This window comes from Nocardia sp. NBC_01503, assembly GCF_036327755.1.
GTDB lineage: Bacteria > Actinomycetota > Actinomycetes > Mycobacteriales > Mycobacteriaceae > Nocardia.
Genome location: NZ_CP109596.1, coordinates 469597 through 494796 on the forward strand (window position 1 = coordinate 469597; position 25200 = coordinate 494796).

General features: G+C 67.2%; 21 protein-coding genes. 9 read left to right on the forward strand and 12 right to left on the reverse strand.

Translation table 11 applies throughout. The annotated features are described in order from the left end of the window. Positions 1-127: 127 nt before the first annotated feature. Positions 128-217 carry an Ms4533A family Cys-rich leader peptide gene (locus OHB26_RS02080; protein ID WP_328601465.1) on the reverse strand — a complete coding sequence of 30 codons (90 nt, stop codon included), beginning with the start codon at positions 215-217 and terminating at the stop codon, positions 128-130. A gap of 68 nt (positions 218-285) precedes the next feature. Here OHB26_RS02080 and OHB26_RS02085 point away from each other — a divergent pair, with 68 nt between their 5' ends. Next, positions 286-1347 carry a M48 family metallopeptidase gene (locus OHB26_RS02085; protein WP_330182538.1) on the forward strand — a complete coding sequence of 354 codons (1062 nt, stop codon included), beginning with the start codon at positions 286-288 and terminating at the stop codon, positions 1345-1347. Here OHB26_RS02085 and OHB26_RS02090 read toward each other — a convergent pair whose 3' ends face one another. Together OHB26_RS02090 and OHB26_RS02095 are read right to left on the reverse strand one after the other, a co-directional pair. Beyond that, positions 1348-1602: a hypothetical protein gene (locus OHB26_RS02090; RefSeq protein ID WP_157556817.1), complete on the reverse strand. Its 255-nt coding sequence runs from the start codon at positions 1600-1602 to the stop codon at positions 1348-1350. It lies immediately after the preceding gene. 151 nt (positions 1603-1753) lie between these two features. Beyond that, on the reverse strand, positions 1754-1990 hold the full coding sequence (locus OHB26_RS02095; protein ID WP_330182539.1) for a hypothetical protein: 237 nt from the start codon (positions 1988-1990) through the stop codon (positions 1754-1756). A gap of 66 nt (positions 1991-2056) precedes the next feature. Here OHB26_RS02095 and OHB26_RS02100 point away from each other — a divergent pair, with 66 nt between their 5' ends. Next, a complete protein-coding gene (locus OHB26_RS02100; protein ID WP_442942978.1) occupies positions 2057-4111 on the forward strand; it encodes a glycoside hydrolase family 15 protein in 2055 nt (684 codons plus the stop codon). Between the two features lie 140 nt (positions 4112-4251). Here OHB26_RS02100 and OHB26_RS02105 read toward each other — a convergent pair whose 3' ends face one another. The 4 genes from OHB26_RS02105 to OHB26_RS02120 all read right to left on the reverse strand — a co-directional run bounded on the left by OHB26_RS02105 (position 4252) and on the right by OHB26_RS02120 (position 11160). Next, entirely contained in the window at positions 4252-6069 is a 1818-nt protein-coding gene (locus OHB26_RS02105) for a hypothetical protein (protein WP_330182541.1), read from the reverse strand. Further along, the gene (locus OHB26_RS02110; RefSeq protein WP_330182542.1) at positions 6066-8363 is read right to left on the reverse strand and encodes a hypothetical protein; all 2298 of its coding nucleotides are present in this window, start codon (positions 8361-8363) and stop codon (positions 6066-6068) included. Before OHB26_RS02110 ends, OHB26_RS02105 begins: the two co-directional genes overlap by 4 nt. Before the next feature lie 419 nt (positions 8364-8782). Beyond that, on the reverse strand, positions 8783-10636 hold the full coding sequence (gene lepA, locus OHB26_RS02115) for a translation elongation factor 4 (protein WP_330182543.1): 1854 nt from the start codon (positions 10634-10636) through the stop codon (positions 8783-8785). A gap of 95 nt (positions 10637-10731) precedes the next feature. Then, positions 10732-11160, reverse strand: a complete 429-nt coding sequence (locus tag OHB26_RS02120; protein ID WP_330182544.1) for a hypothetical protein — start codon at positions 11158-11160, stop codon at positions 10732-10734. Positions 11161-11285: 125 nt separating this feature from the next. Between OHB26_RS02120 and OHB26_RS02125 the strand changes: the two genes are divergently transcribed. The 5 genes from OHB26_RS02125 to OHB26_RS02145 are packed head-to-tail and all read left to right on the forward strand — an operon-like array spanning position 11286 to position 17537. Then, complete coding sequence (locus OHB26_RS02125) at positions 11286-11861, forward strand: type II toxin-antitoxin system PemK/MazF family toxin (RefSeq protein ID WP_330182545.1); 576 nt, start codon at positions 11286-11288, stop codon at positions 11859-11861. 55 nt (positions 11862-11916) lie between these two features. Then, positions 11917-13380 (forward strand): serine/threonine-protein kinase, encoded by a 1464-nt coding sequence (locus OHB26_RS02130; protein WP_330182546.1) that lies wholly within the window; start codon positions 11917-11919, stop codon positions 13378-13380. Continuing rightward, on the forward strand, positions 13367-14623 hold the full coding sequence (locus OHB26_RS02135) for a DUF7373 family lipoprotein (protein ID WP_330182547.1): 1257 nt from the start codon (positions 13367-13369) through the stop codon (positions 14621-14623). Before OHB26_RS02130 ends, OHB26_RS02135 begins: the two co-directional genes overlap by 14 nt. A gap of 9 nt (positions 14624-14632) precedes the next feature. Beyond that, on the forward strand, positions 14633-16246 hold the full coding sequence (locus tag OHB26_RS02140) for a serine/threonine-protein kinase (protein WP_330182548.1): 1614 nt from the start codon (positions 14633-14635) through the stop codon (positions 16244-16246). Positions 16247-16262: 16 nt separating this feature from the next. Next, entirely contained in the window at positions 16263-17537 is a 1275-nt protein-coding gene (locus tag OHB26_RS02145) for a DUF7373 family lipoprotein (protein WP_330182549.1), read from the forward strand. Positions 17538-17996: 459 nt separating this feature from the next. Here the strand turns inward: OHB26_RS02145 and OHB26_RS02150 are convergent, their stop codons facing one another. From OHB26_RS02150 to OHB26_RS02165, 4 genes are all read right to left on the reverse strand, one after another. After that, the gene (locus tag OHB26_RS02150; RefSeq protein WP_330182550.1) at positions 17997-18776 is read right to left on the reverse strand and encodes an aquaporin; all 780 of its coding nucleotides are present in this window, start codon (positions 18774-18776) and stop codon (positions 17997-17999) included. Positions 18777-18839: 63 nt separating this feature from the next. Further along, entirely contained in the window at positions 18840-19682 is an 843-nt protein-coding gene (locus OHB26_RS02155; RefSeq protein ID WP_330182551.1) for a transglutaminase family protein, read from the reverse strand. 70 nt (positions 19683-19752) lie between these two features. Then, positions 19753-20721: an alpha-E domain-containing protein gene (locus OHB26_RS02160; protein WP_330182552.1), complete on the reverse strand. Its 969-nt coding sequence runs from the start codon at positions 20719-20721 to the stop codon at positions 19753-19755. 177 nt (positions 20722-20898) lie between these two features. Continuing rightward, positions 20899-22533, reverse strand: coding sequence for a circularly permuted type 2 ATP-grasp protein (locus OHB26_RS02165; RefSeq protein ID WP_330182553.1), 1635 nt, complete (start codon positions 22531-22533; stop codon positions 20899-20901). 209 nt (positions 22534-22742) lie between these two features. On the opposite strand from OHB26_RS02165, the gene rpsT reads away from it, so the two are divergent. Together rpsT and OHB26_RS02175 are read left to right on the forward strand one after the other, a co-directional pair. After that, positions 22743-23006, forward strand: coding sequence for a 30S ribosomal protein S20 (gene rpsT / locus OHB26_RS02170; RefSeq protein WP_067568804.1), 264 nt, complete (start codon positions 22743-22745; stop codon positions 23004-23006). Positions 23007-23332: 326 nt separating this feature from the next. Then, positions 23333-24076, forward strand: a complete 744-nt coding sequence (locus OHB26_RS02175) for an LGFP repeat-containing protein (protein ID WP_330182554.1) — start codon at positions 23333-23335, stop codon at positions 24074-24076. Between the two features lie 134 nt (positions 24077-24210). On the opposite strand, the gene holA is transcribed toward OHB26_RS02175, so the two are convergent. Continuing rightward, positions 24211-25182 (reverse strand): DNA polymerase III subunit delta, encoded by a 972-nt coding sequence (gene holA, locus OHB26_RS02180; RefSeq protein ID WP_330182555.1) that lies wholly within the window; start codon positions 25180-25182, stop codon positions 24211-24213. Positions 25183-25200 lie beyond the last annotated feature (18 nt).

The following is a 25200-nucleotide window of genomic DNA, read 5'->3' on the forward strand; positions in this document are numbered from 1 at the left end:
GTAGACCCGCCGCGTCATGACGTGGCGGTCGCGCTATCGACCCGGAGGCCGCTGGAGAACGAGCAGTGCTGCGAAAGGCACGCGCGCCAGTCTACAAACAGGACGGGCAGCAGAGCTCGGTCGAGGATCAGCGACAGTGAATATCCGCGACAGCGAGGCAGCCCACAGCGATCAACGCCAATTCATGGCGGACCTGGGGCACAACACTCGACGACACGCGGCAGACTGTAGCAGAGCGGCCGGTGAGGCCGCGAATCAGAGTGAGTATCCACACGGGGGATTTACATGACGAGTCCTGATCGCCTCCGCCGGGATTTTCCCGGCATCTCCACCCGCGCTTGGGAGCATCCGGCCGACCGCACCGCGCTGGTGACCCTGCGCTCGCTGTCCGGCTTCGATGTACTGCTGCGCACGCTCTCCGGACTGCTCGCCGAACGCCAGCATCGACTGCTGTACCTGGCCACCGCGGTGCGGGTGGATGAGCGGCAATTCAAGAACCTGCATCACCTGCGCGCGGACGCGGTGCGCATTCTGGACGCCCCGCGCACACCGGAAATGTTTGTGCTGCAGGACCCTTCGGTCAATGCCTTCACCATCGGCATGGATCGGCCGTTCATCGTGCTCACCACCGGACTGCTGGATCTGCTCGATCCGGAGGAGCTGCGCTTCACGGTCGGACATGAACTCGGGCACGCGCTCTCCGGGCACGCGGTGTATCGGACCATGCTCATGCATTTGATGCAGCTGGCCGCGGGAATCGGCTGGGTTCCGGTGGGCGGCTGGGCATTACGCGCGATCGTGGCGGCGCTGATGGAGTGGAGCCGCAAATCCGAGCTCTCCGGCGACCGGGCCGGACTGCTCTGCGGACAGGATGTGGACGCCTCGGTGCGCGTGCATATGAAGCTGGCGGGCGGCTCACGCGTGGCCGAGATGAGCCACGCGGCGTTCCTGCAGCAGGCCGACGACTACGACCGCGCGGGCGATCTACGCGACGGTGTGCTCAAACTGCTGAATCTGGAATTGCAGACGCACCCGTTCTCGGTGCTGCGCGCGGCCGAGCTGCGGCGCTGGATCACCAGCGGTGAATACGACCGAATCCTGTCCGGCCAGTACCCATTACGCGAGCACGACAAGCAGGCGCGGATCAGCGATCAGGTCAAGGAGGCGGCACGCGCCTACCGGCAGAACTTCGACCAATCCGAGGATCCGCTGATCCGCACCGTGCGCAACCTCGGACGCGATGTCGGATCCGCGGTCGGCACGGTGGGTCAGGAAGTGGGCGAAACGGTTTCGAAGATCGGGAAACGCTTCAGCGAGTGGCGGGACCAGCAGGCCCCGGGGACGTAATTACTCGTCACCCTCGACGACCGGCGGGTTCTCCAGGATGTCGAGAATCCACTCCTCCGTGGCACTCTCGGCATCCTCCTCATCCGGGCGGATGCGGTTGACCAGCCGGACACCCAGGCCGAGCAGCTGCGCGGCCTTCACCATTTCGATGGCTTCATCCGGGCCGCACAGGTGAGTGGCGATCAGACGCGGCTCCTCCTCGAAATCCTCTTCGGAGAGCAGCGTTTCCAGTTCCAAGCCTTCATCGGTTGACATGGTGCAGCAGCGTACGCGCAGCATCCGACAGACCGGACCCGAAGTCCGATTCGCCCGATGAACAGCGGGCGAAATCAGCGCGTGAACAGCCAGGCGACGACAACGAGTACGAGCAGCGCGATCAGGGCGAGCTGAACACGAGAGCGGGGCATCAGGCTGCTTCCTTACGCATACGACGCGGCTGCGCGGCGGGCGCCGCGGCCTCCTGGGCGACAATCCGATCACGACCCAGCGCGCGCAGCGCAACCCGCAACACGCGATCCAGCACGTAGGCGATGGCGAAGCAGACCGGCACCATGGCGGCCAGCACCACGGCGAACTGGGGAACAAAGGGTAGGCCGGCCACCCAGAGTTCGACGCCGTCCCACCATCCTGCAATCCGATGCACGACATCAGCCTAGGCCGAAGTCACGATGGTGGACGATTCGGGCCGACAGGACACAAGATGGTGTACATGGAGTCCTACGACGAACCGGAGTCCGACACCAGGCCGCTCGGCAGTGAGACCGGCCCACTGGGCACCGAGACGCTCGCCCCGCCCCGAGACTCGACCGACCGGCCCGACGTCTCGCTCAACGACGGGTTCCTCCCCTCCGCGACCGGCGTCGGCCACTATTCGGCGTTCCCGCCCATCGACGACTACGCCTTCCTGTCCGACTGCGAAACCACCTGCCTCATCGCCCGCAATGGCTCGGTGGAGTGGATGTGCGTACCGCGACCGGACTCCCCCAGCATTTTCGGGGCCATGCTGGACCGCAGTGCCGGACACTTCCGGCTCGGCCCGTACGGACGCAATGTGCCCGCCGCACGGCGCTATCTGCCCGGTGGGCTGATCGTGGAGACCACCTGGCAGACCGAGACGGGCTGGCTCATCGTGCGCGACGCCCTGGTGCTCGGGCCGTGGCATAACAATCGCTCGCGCAGCCGCACGCATAAGCGCACCCCGATGGACTGGGACGCCGAGCACATGCTGCTGCGCACGGTGAAATGCGTCAACGGCGTGGTCGAGCTGGAGATGAGCTGCGAACCCGCCTTCGACTACCACCGCGGCGCGGCCATGTGGGAGTACAGCGGTGACGTCTACGAACAGGCGACCGCCACCAGCGATATCGACGGCTGCCCGACCCTGACCATCACCACCGATCTGCGACTCGGCCTGGAGGGCCGTGAGGCCCGCGCCCGGACCCGGATGAAAGAGGGCGATCAGGTGTTCGTGGCGCTGTCCTGGTCGGATCTGGCACCGCCGAAGACCTTCGAGGCCGCGGCGGAGAAGATGTGGACCACCACCGAAGCTTGGCGGCAGTGGATCACGCTGGGACGCTTCCCCGATCACCCGTGGCGGGGCTATCTGCAGCGCAGTGCGCTCACGCTCAAGGGCCTCACCTACGCCCCGACCGGTGCGCTGATGGCCGCCGCGACCACCTCGCTGCCGGAAACACCCGGCGGGGAACGCAATTGGGACTACCGCTACACCTGGGTGCGGGACTCCACCTTCGCGCTGTGGGGTCTGTACACCCTCGGCCTGGATCGCGAGGCCGACGACTTCTTCGCCTTCCTGCACGATGTCACCACCGAGGGGAACGGGAAAGCCCTTCCGCTGCAAGTGCTCTACGGTATCGGCGGCGAACGCGAGATCACCGAATCCGAACTGCCGCACCTGTCCGGCTACGACGGGGCACAACCGGTGCGGATCGGCAACGGCGCCTACAACCAGGAACAGCACGATATCTGGGGCACCCTCCTGGATTCGGTGTACCTGCACGTGAAATCGCGCCAGCAGGTGCCGGAGACGTTGTGGCCCATGCTGGAACGACAGGTGCAGGCGGCAATCGAGAACTGGCGCAACCCCGATCGCGGTATCTGGGAGGTGCGCGGGGAGCCGCAACACTTCACCTGCTCCAAGGTCATGTGCTGGGTGGCGCTGGACCGCGGCGCGAAACTCGCCGAATGGCATGGGGAATTCGACTACGCCAGGAAATGGCATGACATCGCCGATGAGATCCGGCAGGACATTCTCGACAATGGCGTGAACTCCGAGGGGGTGTTCACCCAAACCTACGGCGGCGACAGTCTCGACGCCTCACTACTGCTGGTGCCCCTGCTGCGGTTCCTGCCGCCCTCCGACCACCGGGTGCGCGCCACCGTGCTCGCCATCGCCGATGAGCTCACCGAGAACGGTCTGGTGCTGCGCTATCGCACCGACACCACCGATGACGGATTGTCCGGCGCGGAAGGCTCTTTCACCATCTGCTCGTTCTGGCTGGTGTCCGCGCTGGTGGAGATCGGCGAGCTGCCCCGGGCCCGCCAGTTGTGCGAACGGCTACTCGGCTATGCCAGCCCGCTGAAGTTGTACGCCGAGGAGATCGATACCAGCACCGGACGCCATCTGGGCAACTTCCCGCAGGCGTTCACGCACCTGGCGCTGATCAACGCGGTCATGCACGTGATCCGCGCCGAGGAATCCCATCACGCCGGACAGTTCAATCCGGCGCATCCGGGAAGGTCGTAACGGCGGCCCCTCGCCATCCCGGACGGCAGCCCCTCGTCATCCCGGCATGATTTTGGCCGGGATCCACACCGGTGCAGTGCATCCCGGCCAAAAGCGCGCCGGGATGACGGGGCTTGTCACCGGGATGACGGGGCTTCCTGTCAGTAGCCCGAGCTCTGACCGCCCTGCGCGTCCGCGCGCTCGCGGAGGTCGTGCAGGCGGATGAGCGAGGATTCGATCTCGGTGAGGCGCTGTTCGCGACGCTGACCCGAGTGCACGGCGGCGGCCTCCTCGGCCGCGCGCAGTGAGGCGTCCACCGAACGCAGTGTCTCATTGGCGATTTCGGTGAAATGGTCGCGCAGATTGCGCTGTACCGCGCGCAGGCGATAGCGCGATTCCTTGCTCACCTGGAAGATCACATCGTCCATGAGCCGCGCGACGGCGACCTTGGCCTCGGATTGGCGGCGCTGCTTACGCGCTTTGCGGTCGTCCCAGAGCGCGTTGACGCCCAGCAGGACACCGGCGCCGGCCGAGTACCAGTTCACCAGGGACATGCCGAGCAGGCTGGTGGCCAGGCCGACCATCAGCACGCCGCCGTAGGAGCCGCGCAGCATATTCAGGAACTGTTGCGCCACAGCGGGTTTGGCGCTGTCCAGCTTGTCCAGGGAGGTCACCGGCTCCAGCACCTCGCCCACCTCGCCCGGATTGTCCAGGCGCAGTTCGGGTGTCGGAATACCGCGGTCCGGGAATTTGGCCGCCACCTGCTCGGCCAGCTCCACCGAGCGGTAGTGCGCGATGACGAAGTTCTCCTCCACCGCCTCACAGATCTTGGCATCCAGATCCGCGCCGAACTCGGCCCAGCGCCGGGCCGGATCGCGCTTCATGATGTCGGCCTCGGCATCCCGGATCAGGCTCCGCAGCCGGTGTCGCAGATCGTGTTCGGTATCGGCCATCAGCTCGCCCGCACCGTCGGCGAGGGTGACCTGCCAGTTGGCGCTGCGCTGACGCAGCTGCTCGGCCTCCTCGCGGGTGCGGCGCAACTGTTCGGTGATGACGCCGTAGCGGCGCGGATCGCGCAGGGTCTCGGCCTCGGTGCGCAGCGCCAATGCCAGATGGTCGGTAATGAGCCCGATATCGCGCACCGCGGCCTCGGCGGCCACCGCATCGGCATTGCCGAGCACATACCCGCGCAGATGGTCGAGCAGTTGCGGCACACCGGATTCCAGATCCGACTGCTGATCACCGGTGGCGGTGGCCTGCTCATGCAGCCGCGCCGAGGCGGGTGCGACGGCGAAGGCGAGCCCGGCGGCATCGAGCAGGCGGCGATCGTGCTGCTGCACCTCCGGCCACTGCGGATACTGGTCGATCTTGTTGAGCACACAGACCACCGTCGGGCACACCTGCTGAATGCGCTGCAACTGCCCGATCTGCCCGGCGGTGAACGGCCGCGCGGCATCGGCCACGTAGAGCACCGCATCGGCCACGGCCAGCAGTGACCAGGTGGCCGGGGTGTCGGCGGGCGAACCGGGTGCGTCGAGCACCACGAAGCCCTCCGCCAAAAGCGCGCTGGGCTCGGTGAATTCGGCCCGGATGACATGTTCGTCGACGAGTTCGGCGACCGCCTGCTGCGGGTCGACGGCTTGGCGTTCGGCGATGCCGCCGCGGCCCGCCCGCACCAGGGTGGCGGTGGACTGCGGCCCGTACTCGGCGATCACCGGCACGCTGACGGTGCTGTCGGTGGCGCTGACCGCCGCCCCGATGAGACTGTTGACCAGCGTGCTCATACCGCTCTTGGATTCACCGACCACCACCAGGCGCACCCGGGGATCGGAGAGCCGGGCGCGGGCGATGCCCAGGCGGCCGGCCAGGTCCGCGCGGCCCGCGGTGTGCACCGGCTCGAGCAGCTCGTCGAGCAGCGCGAGCAGCGGGCCCATCGCGTCCGGATTCTTCACTGCGACAAGACGTTCGGCTCCGCTCACAGCAGCGTATGGTCGAACGCGGCGTGTAGCGGGAGGTGGCTGTCGGCCAGTGTCGCGTCCGGAATCAGATGCGAGCCGAGACCGGCGTCATGCACCAGGTAGACCGGGTGCAGGGCGGAGTCGTCGGCGATCGGCATCAGATGTTGACCCGAATCGCCGGTATCGGCGATGGGTTTCGCCGGTTTGGGAGCGTCCAGGGTCTTGGGCGGGGTGTTCTGCGGCTGCGTGGTCGGCACCGTCGGGGCAACGGTGGGCACCGTCGGATCCAGTGTGACGGTGGGCTGATGCGTCGGCAGATCCGGATCCACGGTCGGCGCGACCGTCGGGACGGTCACGTCGGAGCCGCCCGGATGCGAGGGGCGGGTCACCGGCGGCTGATGGGTCGGCGCGGGATCGTTGTCGTCCGGCACCGTAATGGTCGGTGAACTACCGTGCGTATCGGTGTCGTCGGACGGGTGGTGCGGGCGGGTGGTGCCCGCGTCCGGATCCGCGGTCACCGGTGGGACGGTGACATGCGGCGCGGTCGTGACCGGCGGCACCGTGATGCCCGGCAGCTTGGTCGAGGCCGGATCATTGATACCCGGCACCTTGGTGTTCACCGGGACGTGCGGTGCCGTGGTGAGCGGATCGGTCTTGGGCACGCTGATCTTGGGCATGGTCGTATCGGCGGTCGGCGATACCGGCTTGGCGACCACGACCGACGGATCGGGCTGACCCGAGGCCAGCGGCACCGGGTGGCCCGGATGGTTGAACAGCGCCGGTGCGTTGGCTGCCGAGGCGTACAGCGGCGACTGGCCGGGCGTGGTCAGCAGGTTCGCGATCGGATGCTGGGCGGCGTCGGGCTGAATGGTGGTCTGCAACGGGGTCGTCACGACCGGCTGCGCCACCACCACCGGGGCCACCACGGCGGGTGCGGCGGCGACCGGAACCACCGGAGCGACGACGATCGGCGCGGCCGGAGCCGAGACCGGAGCGGGAGCCGCGGGGGCCGCGTAAGCCGGCGCGGGAGCGGCGGGGGCCACGTAAGCCGGTGCGGGAGCCGCGAATCCACCCGGGACCGACGCGGCGGGGGCGCCCAGCGCCGCACCGGGCGCGGACGCACCCGGGGCGACGGTACCGCCCGGAATCGCGGAACCCGGTGCGCCCGAGGGAGATCCGGAGGTCGCGCCGTGCGGACCGGGGACAGCCGACGAATTCGGTTGCTGGCCGGGAAGATTGGCGGCCGCGGCGGACTGACCGCCGGGCTGGACGGTGCCCTCGGCCCACGGGTTGGCGCCGGCGGGGAGCGGATTGCCGTTCGGGTCGATGCCGTTCGGCACGTGCGAGATCCCGTGACCCATATCCTGGGTGAACTGATCGAGCTGGTGACCGACATTGCCGACGGCGATATCGACCTTCAGATCCGATTCGAAGTGGATGCCGTCGAGACCGACGTGCATATCCACGGCCCAGTTGGTGCCGACCGAGATTCCGATGGGGCCATCGCCGATACCGTCGAAGATGCCCGCGTGCGAATCACTTCCGAGAATGTCACCGGCATGGGGCAGATTTACGAGTCCCGGTTGATGGCCGTCGACCCCGGGGAGTTTGAGACCGCCGCCCGGAATCTGCCAGCCCTGCCCCGGTTCCATATCGGGCAGCTGCCAGCCCTGGCCGCCGTCCATACCGGGAATGTGCCAACCCGAGCCGTCGGCCCCGGGAAGCTGCCACTGCGGAGCATCGGCGACCGGAAGCTGCCAGCCCGGTGCACCGGTACCCGGCTGCTGCCCGGCCCACGGGTTCTCGGACTGGCCCGGGGTCTGCGGTAGCTCGAATCCGGAATCCTGCTGATAACCCGGCAGAGTGAAGGACTGGGGTGGCTCGGTGTCGGGCAGGCCCACGCCGTGGAAGCCCGACATGCTCACATCGTGCGAGGCGTCGCGCGCGTCGTACTGCGGCGGCAGGAGTCCGGCATCGGTGCCGAAGTGGTGATTATCCGGCAGCGCCACCGGATTGATTCCGGACGGCAGGTGCGTGGGCGGCACCTGATCGGCGGTGAGATCCGGGAAGGTGAGGGTCGGGCTGGGCTCGTCCGGCTGCGGATCGTTCGCCTGCGACCAGCTCACATTGCGGCTGTCGTTATCGATCGCCGGGGCCGGGCCACCCCGGGTGCCCGCGGAGGCGATGAGCGCCCCGCCAGTGACATACGCGCCCGCCCTCGCCGTGCGCGCCACGCCGGTGGCAATGCGATACGCGGCGTCATCTGCGTACTCGTCACCGGCTGCGTCGTCGTCGAAGGACCGCTCACGCGTCATCAAGGCTCCGCTCTCAAGGATCGGCGATCCGCCGCTGGCGGACCGCCGTCTTCAAACTCGTTTCACACCCTATTTCCGGATATCCGGTCTGTCACATCCACCAGGTAGAGGCGATGCGTACAGCGATGCGACACATAGCTTGTCACCCTGCATATGAGTTCGGAAGCCCCTGATTCGACCTGCACAGCGAACGCCCCGCTCGGACCGCAGAACGCCTCGACCGCGAACTTCGCAAACCACACCACCCCGCTGCCATCACACAGCGCGGCACCGCCCGCTCCCCATTCACCCCACCGCGCAGCGGGGCACCACACCTCCCCCATCCACCCCACCGCGCAGCGGGGCACCACACCACCCCCATCCACCACTGTGCCCCGCTGCCGTAAGGCAGCGGGGCACGGGAGTCCGAGAGGTCGGGCTTACTTCTTGGGCTTGCTGTCCGCACTCGAGTCGGTGGACAGCGCCGCCACGAAGGCTTCCTGCGGGACCTCGACGCGGCCGATGGTCTTCATCCGCTTCTTGCCTTCCTTCTGCTTCTCGAGCAGTTTGCGCTTACGGCTGATGTCACCGCCGTAGCACTTGGCGAGCACGTCCTTGCGGATGGCGCGAATGTTCTCGCGCGCGATGACCTTGGATCCGATGGCGGCCTGAATCGGCACCTCGAACTGCTGACGCGGAATGAGTTCGCGCAGTTTGGTGGTCATCTTGTGCCCGTACGCCTGGGCGGCGTCCTTGTGCACGATGGCCGAGAACGCGTCCACGGCCTCACCCTGCAGCAGAATGTCGACCTTGACCAGCGCGGCGGCCTGTTCGCCGGCCTCCTCGTAATCGAGTGAGGCGTAACCGCGAGTGCGCGACTTCAGCGAATCGAAGAAGTCGAAGATGATCTCCGCCATGGGCAGCGTGTACCGCATCTCGACGCGGGTCTCGGACAGGTAGTCCATGCCGAGCAGTTCACCGCGGCGGGCCTGGCACAGCTCCATGATGGTGCCGATGAATTCGCTCGGCGCGATCACGGTGCACTTGGTGACGGGCTCGTAGATCTCCTTCACCTTGCCCTCGGGCCAGTACGACGGGTTGGTGACGACATGTTCGGTGCCGTCCTCCATGACCACGCGGTAGATGACGTTGGGCGCGGTGGAGATCAGGTCGAGGCCGAATTCGCGTTCCAGGCGCTCGCGGGTGATCTCCATATGCAGCAGTCCGAGGAAGCCGCAGCGGAAGCCGAAGCCCAGGGCCACGGAGGTTTCCGGCACATAGGTGAGCGCGGCGTCGTTGAGCTGCAACTTGTCCAGGGCGTCGCGCAGGTTCGGGTAGTCCGAACCGTCGACCGGGTACAGACCCGAGTAGACCATCGGCCGCGGTTCGCGATATCCGGTGAGCGCCTCGGTCGCGCCGTCGCGGGCGCTGGTGATGGTGTCACCGACCTTGGACTGCCGGACGTCCTTCACACCGGTGATGAGGTAGCCGACCTCGCCGACGCCCAGGCCCCGGGTGGGTTTGGGTTCGGGCGAGACGATGCCGATCTCGAGCAGTTCGTGAGTCGCGCCGGTGGACATCATCTTGATCTTCTGGCGCGGGGTGAGCTTGCCGTCCACCACACGCACATAGGTGACGACGCCGCGGTAGGTGTCGTACACCGAGTCGAAGATCATGGCGCGCGCGGGGGCGTCGTCCTTGCCGACCGGCGGCGGGACCACGCGTACGGCCTCATTGAGCAGTTCGGCCACGCCGACACCGGTCTTACCGGAGACGCGCAGCACATCCTCGGGCTCGCAGCCGACGATGTGGGCGAGCTCGGCGGCGTACCGATCGGGATCCGCGGCCGGCAGATCGATCTTGTTCAGCACCGGGATGATGGTCAATTCCTTGTCCATCGCCAGGTACAGATTGGCCAGGGTCTGCGCCTCGATGCCCTGCGCGGCGTCGACCAGCAGGATCGCGCCCTCACACGCCTCCAGCGCACGCGACACCTCGTAGGTGAAGTCCACGTGGCCGGGTGTGTCGATCAGGTGCAGAACGTATTCCTCACCGTCGACCTCCCAAGGCAGCCGCACATTCTGCGCCTTGATGGTGATGCCGCGCTCGCGCTCGATATCCATCCGGTCCAGGTACTGGGCCCGCATGGCCCGCTCCTCGACCACACCGGTGAGTTGCAGCATCCGATCGGCCAGGGTCGATTTCCCGTGGTCGATATGGGCGATGATGCAAAAGTTCCTGATCCGGGACGGATCGGTGAACGTCGTATCGGCGAAACTGCTAATCGGAGTCACTCCTCGGCATGGCAAAACAGCGGCATGTCAACCCCGAAGTCTACGGTGCATGCCGGAGCGCTCCGCGCCCCGGCTCGGCGAGTGCCGCCGGTCGCCTACCCGGCGCTGCCGGTGAGCAGATTGGAGCTACCGCTGCTCGGCAGCGTGGTGACATCGATGTCCTTCGCCCGGGAACTGAGCACCGACCCGTTGGCGGCGCGCTGTTCGGCCACCAGGTGATGGCTGCCGAGGGTTTTCGGATACCAGGTCATCCCGACCCAGCACGAGCTCGGACAGGGCGAGGTTTCGTCGGTGATGCGTTTGGGCGTCAGCGGACTTCCCGAGATGGGTGCGCCATTGTCGAGGAACCACACCGGGGCGACGTCGTCGGTGAACGCGTCCAGGACGAAGGTGCCCGGCGTCTGGTAGCTCTCATGACTGACCGAGAGAGTGTTCACCGTGGCCGAGGCGTGCGGCGCGGCCAGCGCGAGCATCGAGGTGGTCGCGACCGTCGCCCCGCACAGACCCGCGAATCGTCTTGGCATCACACAATTCCCCTGTTGTGAAACATTGAATTTTCGAACCGCTGGACGGTACCGCGAAATCCCGGTACGCACAGGCGAATCCGGCCCGGATGAGAACCGCGCGCGTCGCCGTTAAGCTGCCCCGCATGGCAGGCAGGTGGAACGCGCTGGGGAAGCAGTTGGGGCTCGTGGCCAAGGAGCAGGGGTCTCATCTGGTCAAACAGCAGGGTCCGAAGTTGATCGGGCGAATGGCGCAGTCTTCGGTGTGGGGGCGGGCGGCGCGGGCGGTGGCGCCCAAGCCGAGCGCTCCGGCGGTGCGGCCGACCTCGTCGGCCGGGGTGCCTTCGCGGGAGCGGGCACGGCAGATTGTCTACAGCCCGCAGTTGGACGGGCGGGCCGATCCGGGGGAAATCGTGTGGACCTGGGTGCCGTACGAGGAGGATCCGAGCAATGGCAAGGACCGGCCGGTGCTCGTCGTCGGGCGCGATCGCGGGACGCTGCTCGGATTGATGTTGTCCTCGAACGCCGATCACGCGCGGCACGCCAATTGGGTCGGCATCGGCGGCGGCGCGTGGGATCACGAGGGGCGGCCGAGTTGGGTGCGCCTGGATCGGGTGCTCGATGTGCCGGAGGACGGTATCCGGCGTGAGGGAGCCATTGTGCCGCGCAAGACATTCGACCTGGTCGCGCATCGGCTCTGCGCCGAATACCACTGGTACTAGCCAATATTTATTCGTGTGTATTGACGGATTCCGGTAGAGCCCCGAGACTCTCCCCGTGCGGGCGGGTGAAGTGTTCGCGGGCTTTCGGATCGAACGCAAGCTCGGCGCGGGCGGTATGGGTTCGGTCTATCTGGCGCGCCATCCGCGACTACCCCGGCAGATCGCGCTCAAGGTGCTCTCCGACAACAGCAGCGCCGACGCCGAGTTCCGGGCGCGGTTCCTGCGCGAGGCCGAACTCGCCGCGCGGTTGGCGCAGCCGAACGTGGTCGCGATCCTGGACCGGGGCGTGGAGGGCGAATCCCTCTGGATCGCAATGCAGTACGTGCAGGGCTCGGACTCCGCCGAACTGCTGCGCGAGTACCCGCTCGGGCTGCCACCCGAGCGCGCGGTGCATATCGTCGCCGAGGCGGCGCGCGGGCTCGATGCCGCGCATGCGGCGGGCATGCTGCACCGGGATGTGAAGCCCGCCAATATCATGGTCTCGCCCAGTCCGGACGGGCCGGATCGGGTGCTGGTCACCGATTTCGGAATCGCCCGCGCCATAGGCGAAGCCACCGAACTCACGGTGGCCGGGGAGGTCTTGGCGACGGTCGCGTACGCCGCACCGGAGCAATTGCGCGGGGAAACCCTCGACCATCGCGTCGATGTCTATGCCCTGGGTGCGACGCTGTACCAATTGCTCACCGGCTCAGCACCTTTCCCGTACACCTCGGCCGCGGCCGTCATGCACGCGCATCTGGTGGAGCCGCCGCCGTTGCCGAGCACCGTCAATCCCGCACTGCCGCGATACCTGGACCGGGTGATCGCGCGCGCGATGGCGAAGGAACCCGAGCAGCGCTATCGGAGCTGCGGCGAACTGGCCGAGGCCGCCGCCGCGGCACTGCGCGGCGAGGAGGTCGCGGACGTTCCGCCACCGCGCGCGGGCGGCGGCAGGTTGCTCTCGACCGCGATCACGCTGGTCGCGCTCGCGCTGGCGATCACCGCCACGGTCTTCGTGATCCGCGCGGGCGACTCCGAAAGCCCTTCTGCCACAGTAACTTCCCCCGCGCCGGTGGCCGACGACTCCGGCCCCTGGGGCACCGCCGGATTCGCCGTCGCCGCTTTCCCCGCGCTGCTGCCGCATGCACCGACGAGCAGCGGCTATCGCGGACTCTGGTGTGGATTGCGCGATCAGGACGGCAATACGCTGCCCCTGGATGTGCGCCGCGCCTCGGCCTGGCTGGCGTGCAGTGCCGACGGCGATCCGGTGGACATGGTCTGGGCGACCTGTATGACCAGCCGCTTGAACTGGCCGGATGTCGCCTGGCCGATTCCGAAGGCGGGTGAGCGACAGTGGACGCGTGGGGGCGCCAGCGGCCGAATCATGTGGGGCGACAATATGGTCAACGGTCGTCGGCAGGGCAATGTGCGCATCAACTTCGATGATCCGGCGCGGAACTTCTGCGTCCTGGACATCTTCAGCTCGACGGTCTCGGGACAGGCCATCGTCGACACCTGGTGGCCTGATGCTCCGATCTAGCCTCCCGGCGCTCACCCCCGGTCGCCGAATACTCGCCGGGGTCGCCTGCTTCATCGTCGCGATACTGGTCGCGGTACTGCTGTGGGGTGCGCGCACCGTCGACGGTACGCCGGTCTCCGCCGATATCTCGTTGAGCGACTTGGACTTCGGCGAATTCGGCGCGGAAACGCTCACCGAACCGCGCAATGACAAGGAGCGCTACAGCCGACTCATCGAATCGGCGCGCATGTCCGAGGCCGTGGCCGATCCCCGGGAAATCGACGCGTCGCTGAGCCCGCGCATGCCCGCCCTGCTCCCGCGCCCGGCCGACACCACCGGCATTCTCGCCGATGTGGCCAGCCCGATTCTCGCGAAATACGGCATGCTGGGCGGATATTCGGTGGTCGGCTGCCCACCCGCCAACTGCCCGACCTACAACCGCCCGTGGTCGCTGCGCATCACCGCATTGCGACTTCCCGATGACGCCGCGGCCCGCGGCGCCGCCACCGAGATCGAGGCGGCGGACTTCGCGGTGAGCCCGGAGAACGTCGCGGTCACCCTGCCCGATTATCCTGCGGCACAGGGCCATTGGCGGCCCACCGTACCGACCCTGGGCATCACCCTGGCGCACGGACCGTTCGTGGTGACCATCTTCGTCACCTTCCCGAATCCGGATCTGGGCGAGCTGAGCAGGTTGGCCGCCAAGGCCGTCTCGGTGGAGCTGCCCACGCTGGACCGCTTCGCGCCGACCCCGGTCGCGGATCTGCCCGGCCTGCGCTTCGACCGGGACGACATGCTGCGGCGCATGGTGCCCACCACCCGTGGCGCCTGGTCCTATCCCTACATCACCAAGTTGCAGCCGGATACCACCGCGGGCGAGGGCTACTACATCGAAGCCAGCGGTGTGGTGTTCGGCCCGACCGGCGCCGCACACGCATTACCCGGCGCGGCCGAGACCGCCGGTATACCCGCCGACGCCATCGAGCGCGTCGCCCTGATCGACCGCAATTGGCTGATCCGGGTGCGTGACGCACCCAGCGCCCGCCGCCTGGCGGCCGAGGAGTCCGCGTACGGCCGGAACCAGACACCGATGGCCGATCCGGCCGTGCCGGATACGAAATGCCTTCGGCAGGAAGGAATTCTGCCGGTCTACTACTGCGTCGTGCAGGACGGGCGCTATGTGGCGGTGGTGAACGCGACCGATGAGAAGTCGGTGCACCAGCGCGCCGCCGCGCAGTACGCGCTTCTGGTGCGGAACCGGTAGGCGGCGCGCGTGCGCACACTCGGACCGGGTGCGGTGGTCTCCGGATATCGAATCGAACGCCGGATCGGCGCGGGCGGTATGGGCAGTGTTTACCTGGCCCAGCACCCACGCCTGCCACGCAAGGATGCGCTCAAGATCCTGACCGAGGGGGCCGATGCCGAATTCCGGGCACGGTTCCTACGGGAGGCCGAACTCGCCGGGCAGCTCGATCATCCCAATATCGTCGCCATCTACGACTGCGGCGGCGACGCCGACATGCTGTGGATCGCCATGCAATTCGTCGACGGCTATGACGCCGGACAACTGCTGAAACAGCATGCCGGCGGTCTGCCCGCCGAGCGCGCGGTCGCCATTGTGCGCGGCGCGGCGCGGGGCCTGGACGCCGCACATCGCGCCGGGCTGCTGCATCGAGATGTCAAGCCCGCCAATATCCTCATCGAACCCGCACGCGGAGACGGCGCGGGTGAATCCGACGCGGGCGGCCCGACGGTAAGCGATCCGATCGAAGCGGCCGCTGCGGCGCCCGGCGCGATCGGACCGAGTGGGACCGCCGCAGCGGATCGGGAACTCGTCACGGACTTCGGAATAGCGCGCGCGACAACGGAATCCGGCGGGCTGACCGCGGTGGGCCAGGTGCTCGCCACGCTCGCGTTCGCCGCGCCCGAACAGATCAGCGGCGGCGTTCTCGATGAGCGCACCGATGTGTACGCGCTCGGCGGCACGCTCTACCAATTGCTCACCGGAACTGTACCTTTCCCCCGCGAAACCGTCGCCGCGGTCATGCACGCGCATTTGACCGCACCACGACCGGCGCCCAGCAGCGTCGATCCGGCATTGCCCGCGGCGCTCGATTCCGTTGTCGCACGCGCGATGTCGGCCGACCCGGCCGATCGCTACCGCAGTTGCGGTGAACTGGCCGAGGCCGCCGCCGCGGCGCTGCTGGCGCCGATCGCACCCACGCGGCGCGGCTGGATCTCGGGTGGCGGTCGGCGCGCTTCCGGTGCCGCCGCGGGTGGGCAGGGCGGCCGCGTCCCACCCCGCCGCACCCGGCGGGGGCGCACCATGGCACTGCTCGCCGCGGCGACCGGTGCCGTGGTGGTCCTCGCCGCCATCGGGATCACCACCCACCACTCCGATTCCGGGTCCGGCACCGCCGCTCCCGGCACGCCTCCCACCGTCGCCGGATCTCCCTGGCGCGCTTTCGGTTTCATAGTCGACACCTTCCCGAGGCTGCTGCCGTCGACGCCGTCGGGTCACGGATATCAGGACCTGCGCTGTACCGCCTCGGACAATGCGAGTCAGGCCGTGCCCATCGACGAGGTCCTCGATCAGCCGGTGCTGGTCTGCTCGAACGGTGACACCACCGTGTGGGCGACCTGCGCAACCGATCGCTCGGCCATGCCCGCGGTGGAGATCACCGATAGAACGCAGGGTAGCGAAGCCTGGTCGCGTGCCTCCGGGACCGGGACGGCGGAGTGGAAGACCTTCGACAGTGATGGAAAACCCCGGGGCCAGTTGGATATTCGCTTCGATGGCGTGCGCGCCTTCTGCAAACTGCGGATCACCGGGGCGAACTCCGGTCGCGAACTCCACGACCAATGGTGGCCCAGCGCCCCGATCTAGCGAGGACCAGGTTGTGATGAACGAACAGGCGCGGCGGGCGCTACGGCGCGCGGCGACCATCGCGGTGAGCCTGACCATGCTGGCCGGAGTGCTCAGCGGCTGCGGCGGTGAGGTCGTGCCGGGCACCCCGCACGCCGCCCAGCCCGCACTGTCCGGACTCGATACGGGCGAGGTGTCGACCGACCAAGGAGCCGCGCCCGCGAATGACAATGACACCTACGGGCGTGTTCTGGAATCCGTGCGCCTGGGCGAGGCGGTGGCCAACCCCACCGATATCGACAAGGACCTGGTCTACGGCGGTTCGGCATTGCTGCCCACCCCCGGCCGCACCGCGGTGCTCGCACCGGAGATCGCGCTGAAACCGATCGCCGAGTTCGGCATGATCGCCGGATACATCGTCAACGGCACCGATGATCCCAGCGGCGGCGTACCGAAGTTCGGCGAGTCCAAGGCGCTGCGCATGACGGTGCTCAGCTTTCGCGAGGATCCGATCGCCCGACTGGTGGCCGGGCGGATCGCCGACTCCGCCGCCGCCCTGAGCCCGGATACCCGGCGCGTCGACATTCCGGGATTCGCGGACGCTTTCGCGGTGTCGCGGGTCCGTTCACCCGTGCTGATCACCGCCGTGGCGCATCGGTCGTTTGTGGTGGTGACCTATGTGGCCGATCGAATCCCCGATACCGCGGCGCTCGCCGGGCGCACGGCGGCGACCCTCGCCGCGGAGTTGCCGCTGCTGGACCAATTCCAGCCGACCGCCCCGGACAAGCTGTCCGCCATGCCCTTCGACGGCGACGGCATGCTGCGCCGTCTCCTGCACCCCGACCCGGTGAAGTGGCCGTATCCGTCGGTGGGTCCGAATGGCACTCCGGCCGAGACCACCTGGTTCACGTTCGCCCCGGGCAGCGGTGTGGTCTACGGCCCGCGCGCGGTCTCCCACCTGTTCGGGCGAGGCCCCGCGACCGGTGAACCCGCACGCGATGATGTCGAGCGGGCCGCGTTCATCGGCAATTGGTGGCTGCTGCGACTCCCCGACGAGGCCCATGTGACCGCCATGCACACCCGGGTCCTGGCCAAAACAACCGCGAACGGCGATATCCCGGCCACCGCCCCCGAAGGCGTCCCCGGCGCGGCCTGCTTCCGGTCGAAGGACGCCACCGACAACCAACGCGAAACCCGCTACCACTGCTATATCTCCGACGGCCGCTACTGGGCGGTCATCACCGCCCCGGACGAGAAGACCGTCCGCCAGCGCGCCGCCGCCCAATACGCCCTACTCGTCAAAAACCGTTGACCCCGAAACCGCACGCGGAACCCCCGCTCAGCCACGACCGGCGCGCTCCCCGAACACCCACGCGGAACACACCCGGTGCCAAGCCCGGCACTCCCCGAACACCCACACGGAACACCCGCTGCACGAGCCCGACACTCCCCCAACACCCACACGGAACACCCGCTGCACGAGCCCGACACTCCCCCAACACCCACACGGAACACCCGCTGCACGAGCCCGACACTCCCCCAACACCCACACGGAACACCCGCTGCACGAGCCCGACACTCCCCCAACACCCACACGGAACACCCGCTGCACGAGCCCGACACTCCCCCAACACCCACACGGAACACCCGCTGCACGAGCCCGACACTGCCTGGGCACCCGCGAGAATCTCCCGGCGGAACCGGCAACCCTCCCCCTACGCACCGGGCCCCCTTTCCGAAGGAAAGGGGGCCCGGGAATCTCGAAGAGCTGTCAGCTCACCATGTTCCGCGAGCGGCCGAAGAGGATGCCGTAGACCAGCGCACCCAGCACGCCGCCGATGAGCGGGAACACGATGAACACCCATAGCTGAGCGGGCGCGCCATCCTGGAAGAACGCCACCGCGAGACTGCGCGCGGGGTTCACCGAAGTGTTGTCCACCGGAATCGAGATCAGGTGGATGACGGCCAGGGTGATACCGATCGACAGACCCGCGAGCGGCACATCCGAGAGCTGATCGGTGGAGGCCAGCACCACGAAGACCAGCAGCGCGGTCAGCACCACCTCGACGGTGATGGCCGCGGCCAGCCCGTACCCGTTCACGGTGATCCCGGCGAGTTCGACGCTGGACGGGCTGTGCGCACCCCACCCGTTCGCGCCGAGTCCATCCTTGGCCCGGTTGTAGGACGGCAGGTTCTTGGCGATCGCGTAGATCACGGTGCCGCCGAGCAGACCGCCGATGACCTGCGCCACCCAGTACATTCCCGCTACCGCGACCGAAACCCGGCCCAGCAGCAGCTGACCCACCGTGACCGCCGGATTCACATGGCAGCCCGAGATGGGGCCGATCGCGTACACCAGGAACATCAGCGTGAAGCCGAAGGCCAGGGCCACGCCGAGCGCACCGACCCGGTTTCCGGCGAGCACCGCGGTGCCGACGCCGCCGAGCACCAGTACGAAGGTGCCCAGCGCCTCCGCGAACAGTTTCCTGCCCAGTGCGATGGGTTCCAGCTCGGCGATTTCCTCGGTTACTTCCTGCGCTGTGGGAGACATCAGCCACCTTCCCGGATCGACCCGCCCTGATGGGAGAGCACCTGTGTTCTGCTGAATCACGCGTCACGCGAGCCGAGTGACCTCCACTTCCACTTCCAAGTCAGTCGACCCGCTTCCGCTGAAGATACCTTTCAACGGGGGTACATCCGCGTAATCACGGCCCACTCCGACCGATACGTGTTGTTCGGTGACGGGAATGTTGTTGGTCGGGTCGTAGCCCCACCATTGCCCGGTCCACGCCTCCACCCAGGCGTGCATCTGTCCGGCGACGGTGCGGCCCACCTCGGCGGTGGGGTCGGGGTGCAGGTAGCCCGAGACATACCGGCTGGGAATTCCCATGGTGCGCAACAGCAGCAGGGTCAGATGCGCGTAATCCTGGCAGACACCTTGTCTCTCGGCGAAGGCTTCGACCGCGGAGGTGTGCACATCGGTGGTTCCGGCCAGATAGTTCATCTCCCGGTGCACCCACTCCGCGCCGCGCACAACGGCTTTGGCTGGCGGGACGCCGCGCGCGAGTTGCCGGGCCACCGGGGCCAGACGGCGTTCGCGCGGGACATACGCGGTGGGCGTGAGCAATTCGTCGAAGCGGTCGACGACGTCGTCGGCGCGCAACTCCTCCCAGGAGAGCTCCTCGGCGGGTCCGGCGAAGGGTTCGGTCTCCACCACCGAGGCGCTGGTCACCTCCAATTCGGTATGCGGGGCGTGCAGGTCGAAGGCGGTGACGGTGGTGCCCCAGTAGTCCACATAGCGAAACGAGCGGGTGGAGGGCACCGTTTCGACCCGATTGAGGATGACGTTCTGCCTGCTGTCGGCGCGCGGGGTCAGCCGCGCCTCGTTGAATGAGCGGGAGACCGGTGTGTCATAGACATACCCGGTCGTATGCACCACTCGCATACGCCAACTCATGCTGTGTCCTTTCGGCATGAGCGGGGGGCTCGCGTGGTTACGCGAGCTTCCGCCTCCGGCCCTGACCCGCTCATACCGCCTCCTCGACCCTGACGCCGTTGCGCCCGTGCAAACCGGTCCAGGCGACCCAGGATTCGGCGTGAAAATACTGCAGCGCCACGGCTTCTCCGACCTCGTGACAGGTCTCCTGGAGCCAGAGCAGGCGAGCGGGCAGGTCTTCGAGCAGGACCGACGCGGGCAGGAATTCGAGTTCGCTGCGCGCCCGGCCCAATAGTCGATGCGCCTCCTGCCGCGCCGCGAAACGACTGTTGGGGCGTTGATCCAGTTCCTGCAGGCAGGTTTCGGCGACCTTCAGGGAATGGAATACCGAACGCGGGAAAAGCCGGTCCAGCAAAATGAATTGGGCGATTTGATTGGCGTCGAGAACGCCACGATGCGTTCGCAAATAGGGGTCATGCGCTCCGGCCGAGCGTAATACGGTCACCCAGGCCGGAGAGGAGGTGCGATCACCCGCACGTGAAAGCAACAGGCGCACAGTCATATCCACACGTTCAATGGAACGCCCCAACAGCAGAAAGCGATACCCGTCATCGCGACTCAAAGTGGAGTCCGAGAGTCCGGCGAACATGGCGGCCCGATCGGTGATGTAGTGACAGAACTCGTGCGGCCCGAGCGCGCGGGCGGCGCGCTCCGCGGCGGCGAGTCCATTATAGGTGGCATTGAGACATTCCCACATCTCGGTGGAGGCGACTTCCCTTGCACCCCTGGCATTTTCGCGCGCACGACTGATGGAATCGACGATCGAGCCGTCCTGATCACGACCGAAGGCGACACACTCGGTCACCGACCAGACATCGAGCTCCTCCTCGGGAGGTTCAATACTCAAGACCCGCAACAGGACTCGTGATGTTTTGTCGGGGTCCACCGTCGCGTCCTCGAGCAACTGATGCACAGCTACATCGAGAATACGCGCCGTATACTCGGCGCGTTCGATATACCGGCCGATCCAGAACAAGGATTCGGCATTGCGCGCCAACATAATTCAACCGCCTAGCTGTATATAATTTGCCTCCGCTGCGCTGCGGCTGTTCGTGGCCCTCGTAACCCGGCTTCTTCCCTCCTCCGCTCCTCCGCTCCTCCGCTCCGCTCCTCCGCTCCGTCAGTCCAGAACCGGGGCGGGCCACGAACTTCGGGCTGGAGCCGATGGAGCGCACTGTCACTGCTGTTGTTGATTCGCCCGTGCGGGCGAGGGTTCTCGCGACTGATCGCGATCACCGGGGATGGTCTGTTCGCTGACCAGCTGGTCGCCGGAGAGTTCACGTTCGGCCACGGAGGTTCGCGGGGCCAGCACCCAGGTGTCCTTACTGCCACCGCCCTGGCTGGAATTCACCACCAGCGAGTCCTCCGGCAGTGCGACGCGGGTCAAACCGCCCGGCAGCACCCAGATGTCATCACCGTCGTTGACGGCGAAGGGGCGCAGATCCACGTGTCGGGGTGCCAGGCAGGGGCCGATTTTGCTTGGCACGGTGGACAATTGCACGACGGGCTGGGCGATCCAGCCGCGCGGATCGGCACGCACCTTACGGCGCACCGCGTCCAACTCCTTATGGGTGGCGTCCGGGCCGATGACAATGCCGTAGCCGCCGGAGCCCTCGACCGGTTTCACCACCAATTCGGCGACCCGATCGAGCACCTCATCGCGCTCGTCGGGCTCCCAGCAGCGGTACGAATCCACATTGGGCAGTACGGGTTTCTCACCCAGGTAGTACTCGATGAACGCGGGCACATAGGTGTAGACCAGTTTGTCGTCGCCGACGCCATTGCCGACGGCGTTGGCCAGCACCACCGTGCCCGCGCGGGCCGCGTTCAGGATTCCGGCGATACCGAGCATGGAGTCCGGGCGGAACTGCATGGGATCGAGGAAGGTGTCGTCGATGCGGCGGTAGATGACGTCCACCTGCCGCTCCCCCGCCGTGGTGCGCATATAGACGGAGCTGTCCCGGCAGAACAGGTCCCGCCCCTCCACCAGTTCCACACCCATCTGCCGAGCCAGCAGCGAATGTTCGAAGTAGGCGGAGTTGTAGACGCCCGGGGTGAGCACCACCACGGTGGGATCGTCCGCATTGGGTGCGGCGGCCGCGCGCAGGGCCCGCAGCAGATTGCTCGGATAGTCGCCGACGGCCCGCACCCGGTGCGAGGCGAACAGGTCCGGGAAGACGCGCGCCATGGTGCGGCGGTTCTCCATCACGTACGAAACACCGGACGGGGAGCGCAGATTGTCCTCGAGCACCCGGAAGTCGCCGTGCTCATCGCGAATCAGGTCGATGCCCGCGACGTGAATGCGAACGCCATTGGGCGGAATCAAGCCGGTGGCCTCGCGATGGAAATGCGCGCACGAGGTGACCAGACGTTTGGGGATGACCCGGTCGCGCAGGATCGTCTGCTCACCGTAGACATCGGCGAGGAACGCCTCGAGCGCGCGCACCCGCTGTTTGATGCCGCGCTCGAGTTTGGTCCACTCCGTGGCGGCTATTACCCGGGGTACCAGGTCCAGCGGGAAAGGCCGCTCCTGGCCCGAGAGCGAGAAGGTGATGCCCTGATCCACGAAGGCGCGGGCCAGCGCCTCGGCCCGAGCCGCCAGATCGGATGCGTCGATGGCGGCCAGGGCGGCGAAAATGCCTCGATAGGGGGCGCGCGGCCGGCCCGCGGGATCGAACATCTCGTCATAAGCCCGCGCATACCGCCCTGCACGGTATCCGGCGAAGACTCCGGTGTGCGCGGCGTCGACCGCGGCGCGGCCGTTCGTTTCGTGAGCGGCCGCGGCCGCTCGTGCGGCTGCGGCGGGGGTCATGCAAAAATGGTCCATCACGCAGGAGCAACACGCAGTTGGACCGGGATAAATTTCTCGTATCGGGGGGATTGCGGACGGGGTCGATTTCATACCCCGAACCGTTGCCTGGTAACCTCGACCGTCGGTGCTGCGCTACAGGCTGCATAGTGCGCCCGAAGAACTTTGCTTCCCGCATAAACCACCAAACGAAGGAACACGAGGAAACAAGCGTGGCAAACATCAAGTCCCAGATGAAGCGGATCCGCACCAACGAGCTTGCGCGTCAGCGCAACCAGTCGGTCAAGTCCGCGCTGCGCACCTCGATCCGCAAGTTCCGCGAGGCCGCTGCCGCGGGCGAGAAGGACAAGGCGATCGAGCTGCTGCAGTCCGCCAGCAAGAGCCTGGACAAGGCCGCCTCGAAGGGCGTTATCCACGCCAACCAGGCCGCCAACAAGAAGTCGGCGCTGTCGCTGGCCTTCAACAAGCTCGGCTGACAACCCCGGTATACGTACCGCCCTTTATGCATCGAACAGCCGCTGCGGCCACGACGACCGCGGCGGCTTTGTCGTTCCCGAGAACGCGGCGCAACAACTGATTTCGCAAGGTGTGGGTAACTCGCCGGGTACGTCCAAAATAGTTTCGGCACCCATCCGACAGACGCATGCACCGCGGTCAACGGCACCTTGCCGGGCGCCAAAGCCTCGGGGAGGCGGGACAGCAACTTGCTGACTTGCGTGGTTCCCTGCAAGATGGCTGCGATTGGGCTGGGGCCCGTTCGAACGTCGGGGGACGTTGTTTACCACCTGCGTTGGGAGATCTCTTGACACCGCTACGCCGTAAGAATTCGTCCTTGACCCGTGGGGCGGTGGCCGCCGGTGCGGTCGCTCTCGCGTTGATCAGCGGGGTTGGCACGGCTGCCGCCCGGCCGATCGGACCGTTCGATGTCGGCGGGGCGATCGAGGTCGAGTACGACCAGGCGGGTGGGCCCGGATTCTTCGGTGATCCGACCGGGCCGGAGAGCGATGCGGCGGGTGGGGGCAAGAAGCAGGAGTTCGCCAATAACGTCGCCATCTACTGGACTCCGGCGACCGACGCGCACGCTATCGGCGGGGCTATTCGCGATAAGTGGCGTGGAGTGGGCGCGGAGTCCGGGGCATTGAAGTACCCGACCACCGATGAGGGGGCCACCGGCAAGCCGGGGCGGTTCCAGCACTTCCAGGGTGGATCGATCTACTGGTCCGTCGGCTCGGGCACGCATGTGGTGAGCGGCGCTATCCGCGACAAGTACGCGGCGGCCGGATGGGAGAACAGCCCGCTGGGGTTCCCCATCTCCGATGAGGCCAAGACCAATAAGGGTGACGGGCGCTACCAACTGTTCGAGGGTGGGGCGATCTACACCTCGCAGAAGGGCGGGACCCGCACCATCTGGGGCGCCATCCGCGACGAGTGGGTGCGCAACGGTTCGGAGAACGGGCGCTACGGCTACCCGACCAGCGATGAGTACGACTACAAGGACGGCAAGGCGCAGCAGTTCGTCGGCGGCGAGATCACCTGGACGCCGTAGGCACACCGCGAATAAGCGATAGAAATCCGCCCGAGCACCACGGTGCTCGGGCGGATCGCGTTGTACGGGCCGAGGCCGCGGGTCGACCGGCGCGATGCGGGACGGCAGGCCGACGCGTCCGAAGGTGGTTCCGATCAGGCGGATTCGCGGAGATCCAGAATGCGGGCGAGGGCGTGCTCGAGCGCGTAATTGGTATCTGCCGCACCGCCTTTGACGTCGGCGTTCAGGCCCGCGACGACTTTGAGGGCCGCGCCGATGGTGGCGCCGGTCCAGCCTCTGGCCTGGGCCTGGGCCTTCTTCACCTTCCACGGCGGCATGCCGAGATCGCCCGCGAGTTTGAACGGGTCGCCGCGCCCCGCCGAGCCGACACGGGCGATGGTGTGCACCGAATCGGCGAGCGCGTCGGCGAGCAGGACGGCGGGGACACCGCGGTCGGTGGCCCAGCGCAGCGCCTCCATGGCGGCCGGGCGATCGCCGGAGACGGCCAGGTCGGCGACGTCGAAGCCGGTGACCTCCGCCTTACCGGAGTAGTAGCGGTGCACGGCGGCGATATCGATCTTGCCGCCGGTGTCGGCGACCAATTGTGAACTGGCGGCGGCCAATTCGCGCAGATCGGAGCCGATCGCCTCGATCAGGGCCTGCACCACGTCCGGTGAGACGCGGACGTTCGCGGCGCGGAACTCATTGCGCACGAACTCGATTCGCTCACCGGCCTTGGTGAGTTTGGCCGCCTGATGCACAACCGCGCCCATCTTCTGCAGTGCGGGGGCGAGCGCCTTGGCGCGACCGCCGCCGGAGTGCAGCACCACCAGCACCACGCCTTCGGGCGGTGAGGAGGCGGCGTCGGTCACGACCGCGACCGCATCCTTACCCGCCTCGGCGGCGGCCTCGAGCACGATCACCCGGTCCTCGGCGAAGAGTGAGGGGCTCAGCAGTTCCGCCAACTCCGGCGCACTCGCATCCCCCGCCCGCAGCCGGTCCACCGGCATGGAGTCCGGCTCCGACGAGGCGGCTCGCGCCTGTGCGGTAATCGCCGACACCGCCCGCTCGATCAGCAGTTCTTCATCACCGAGCACGAGATGCAGGGGTGCGGGTCGTTGGCTCACGCGGTCGATCCTACGAGC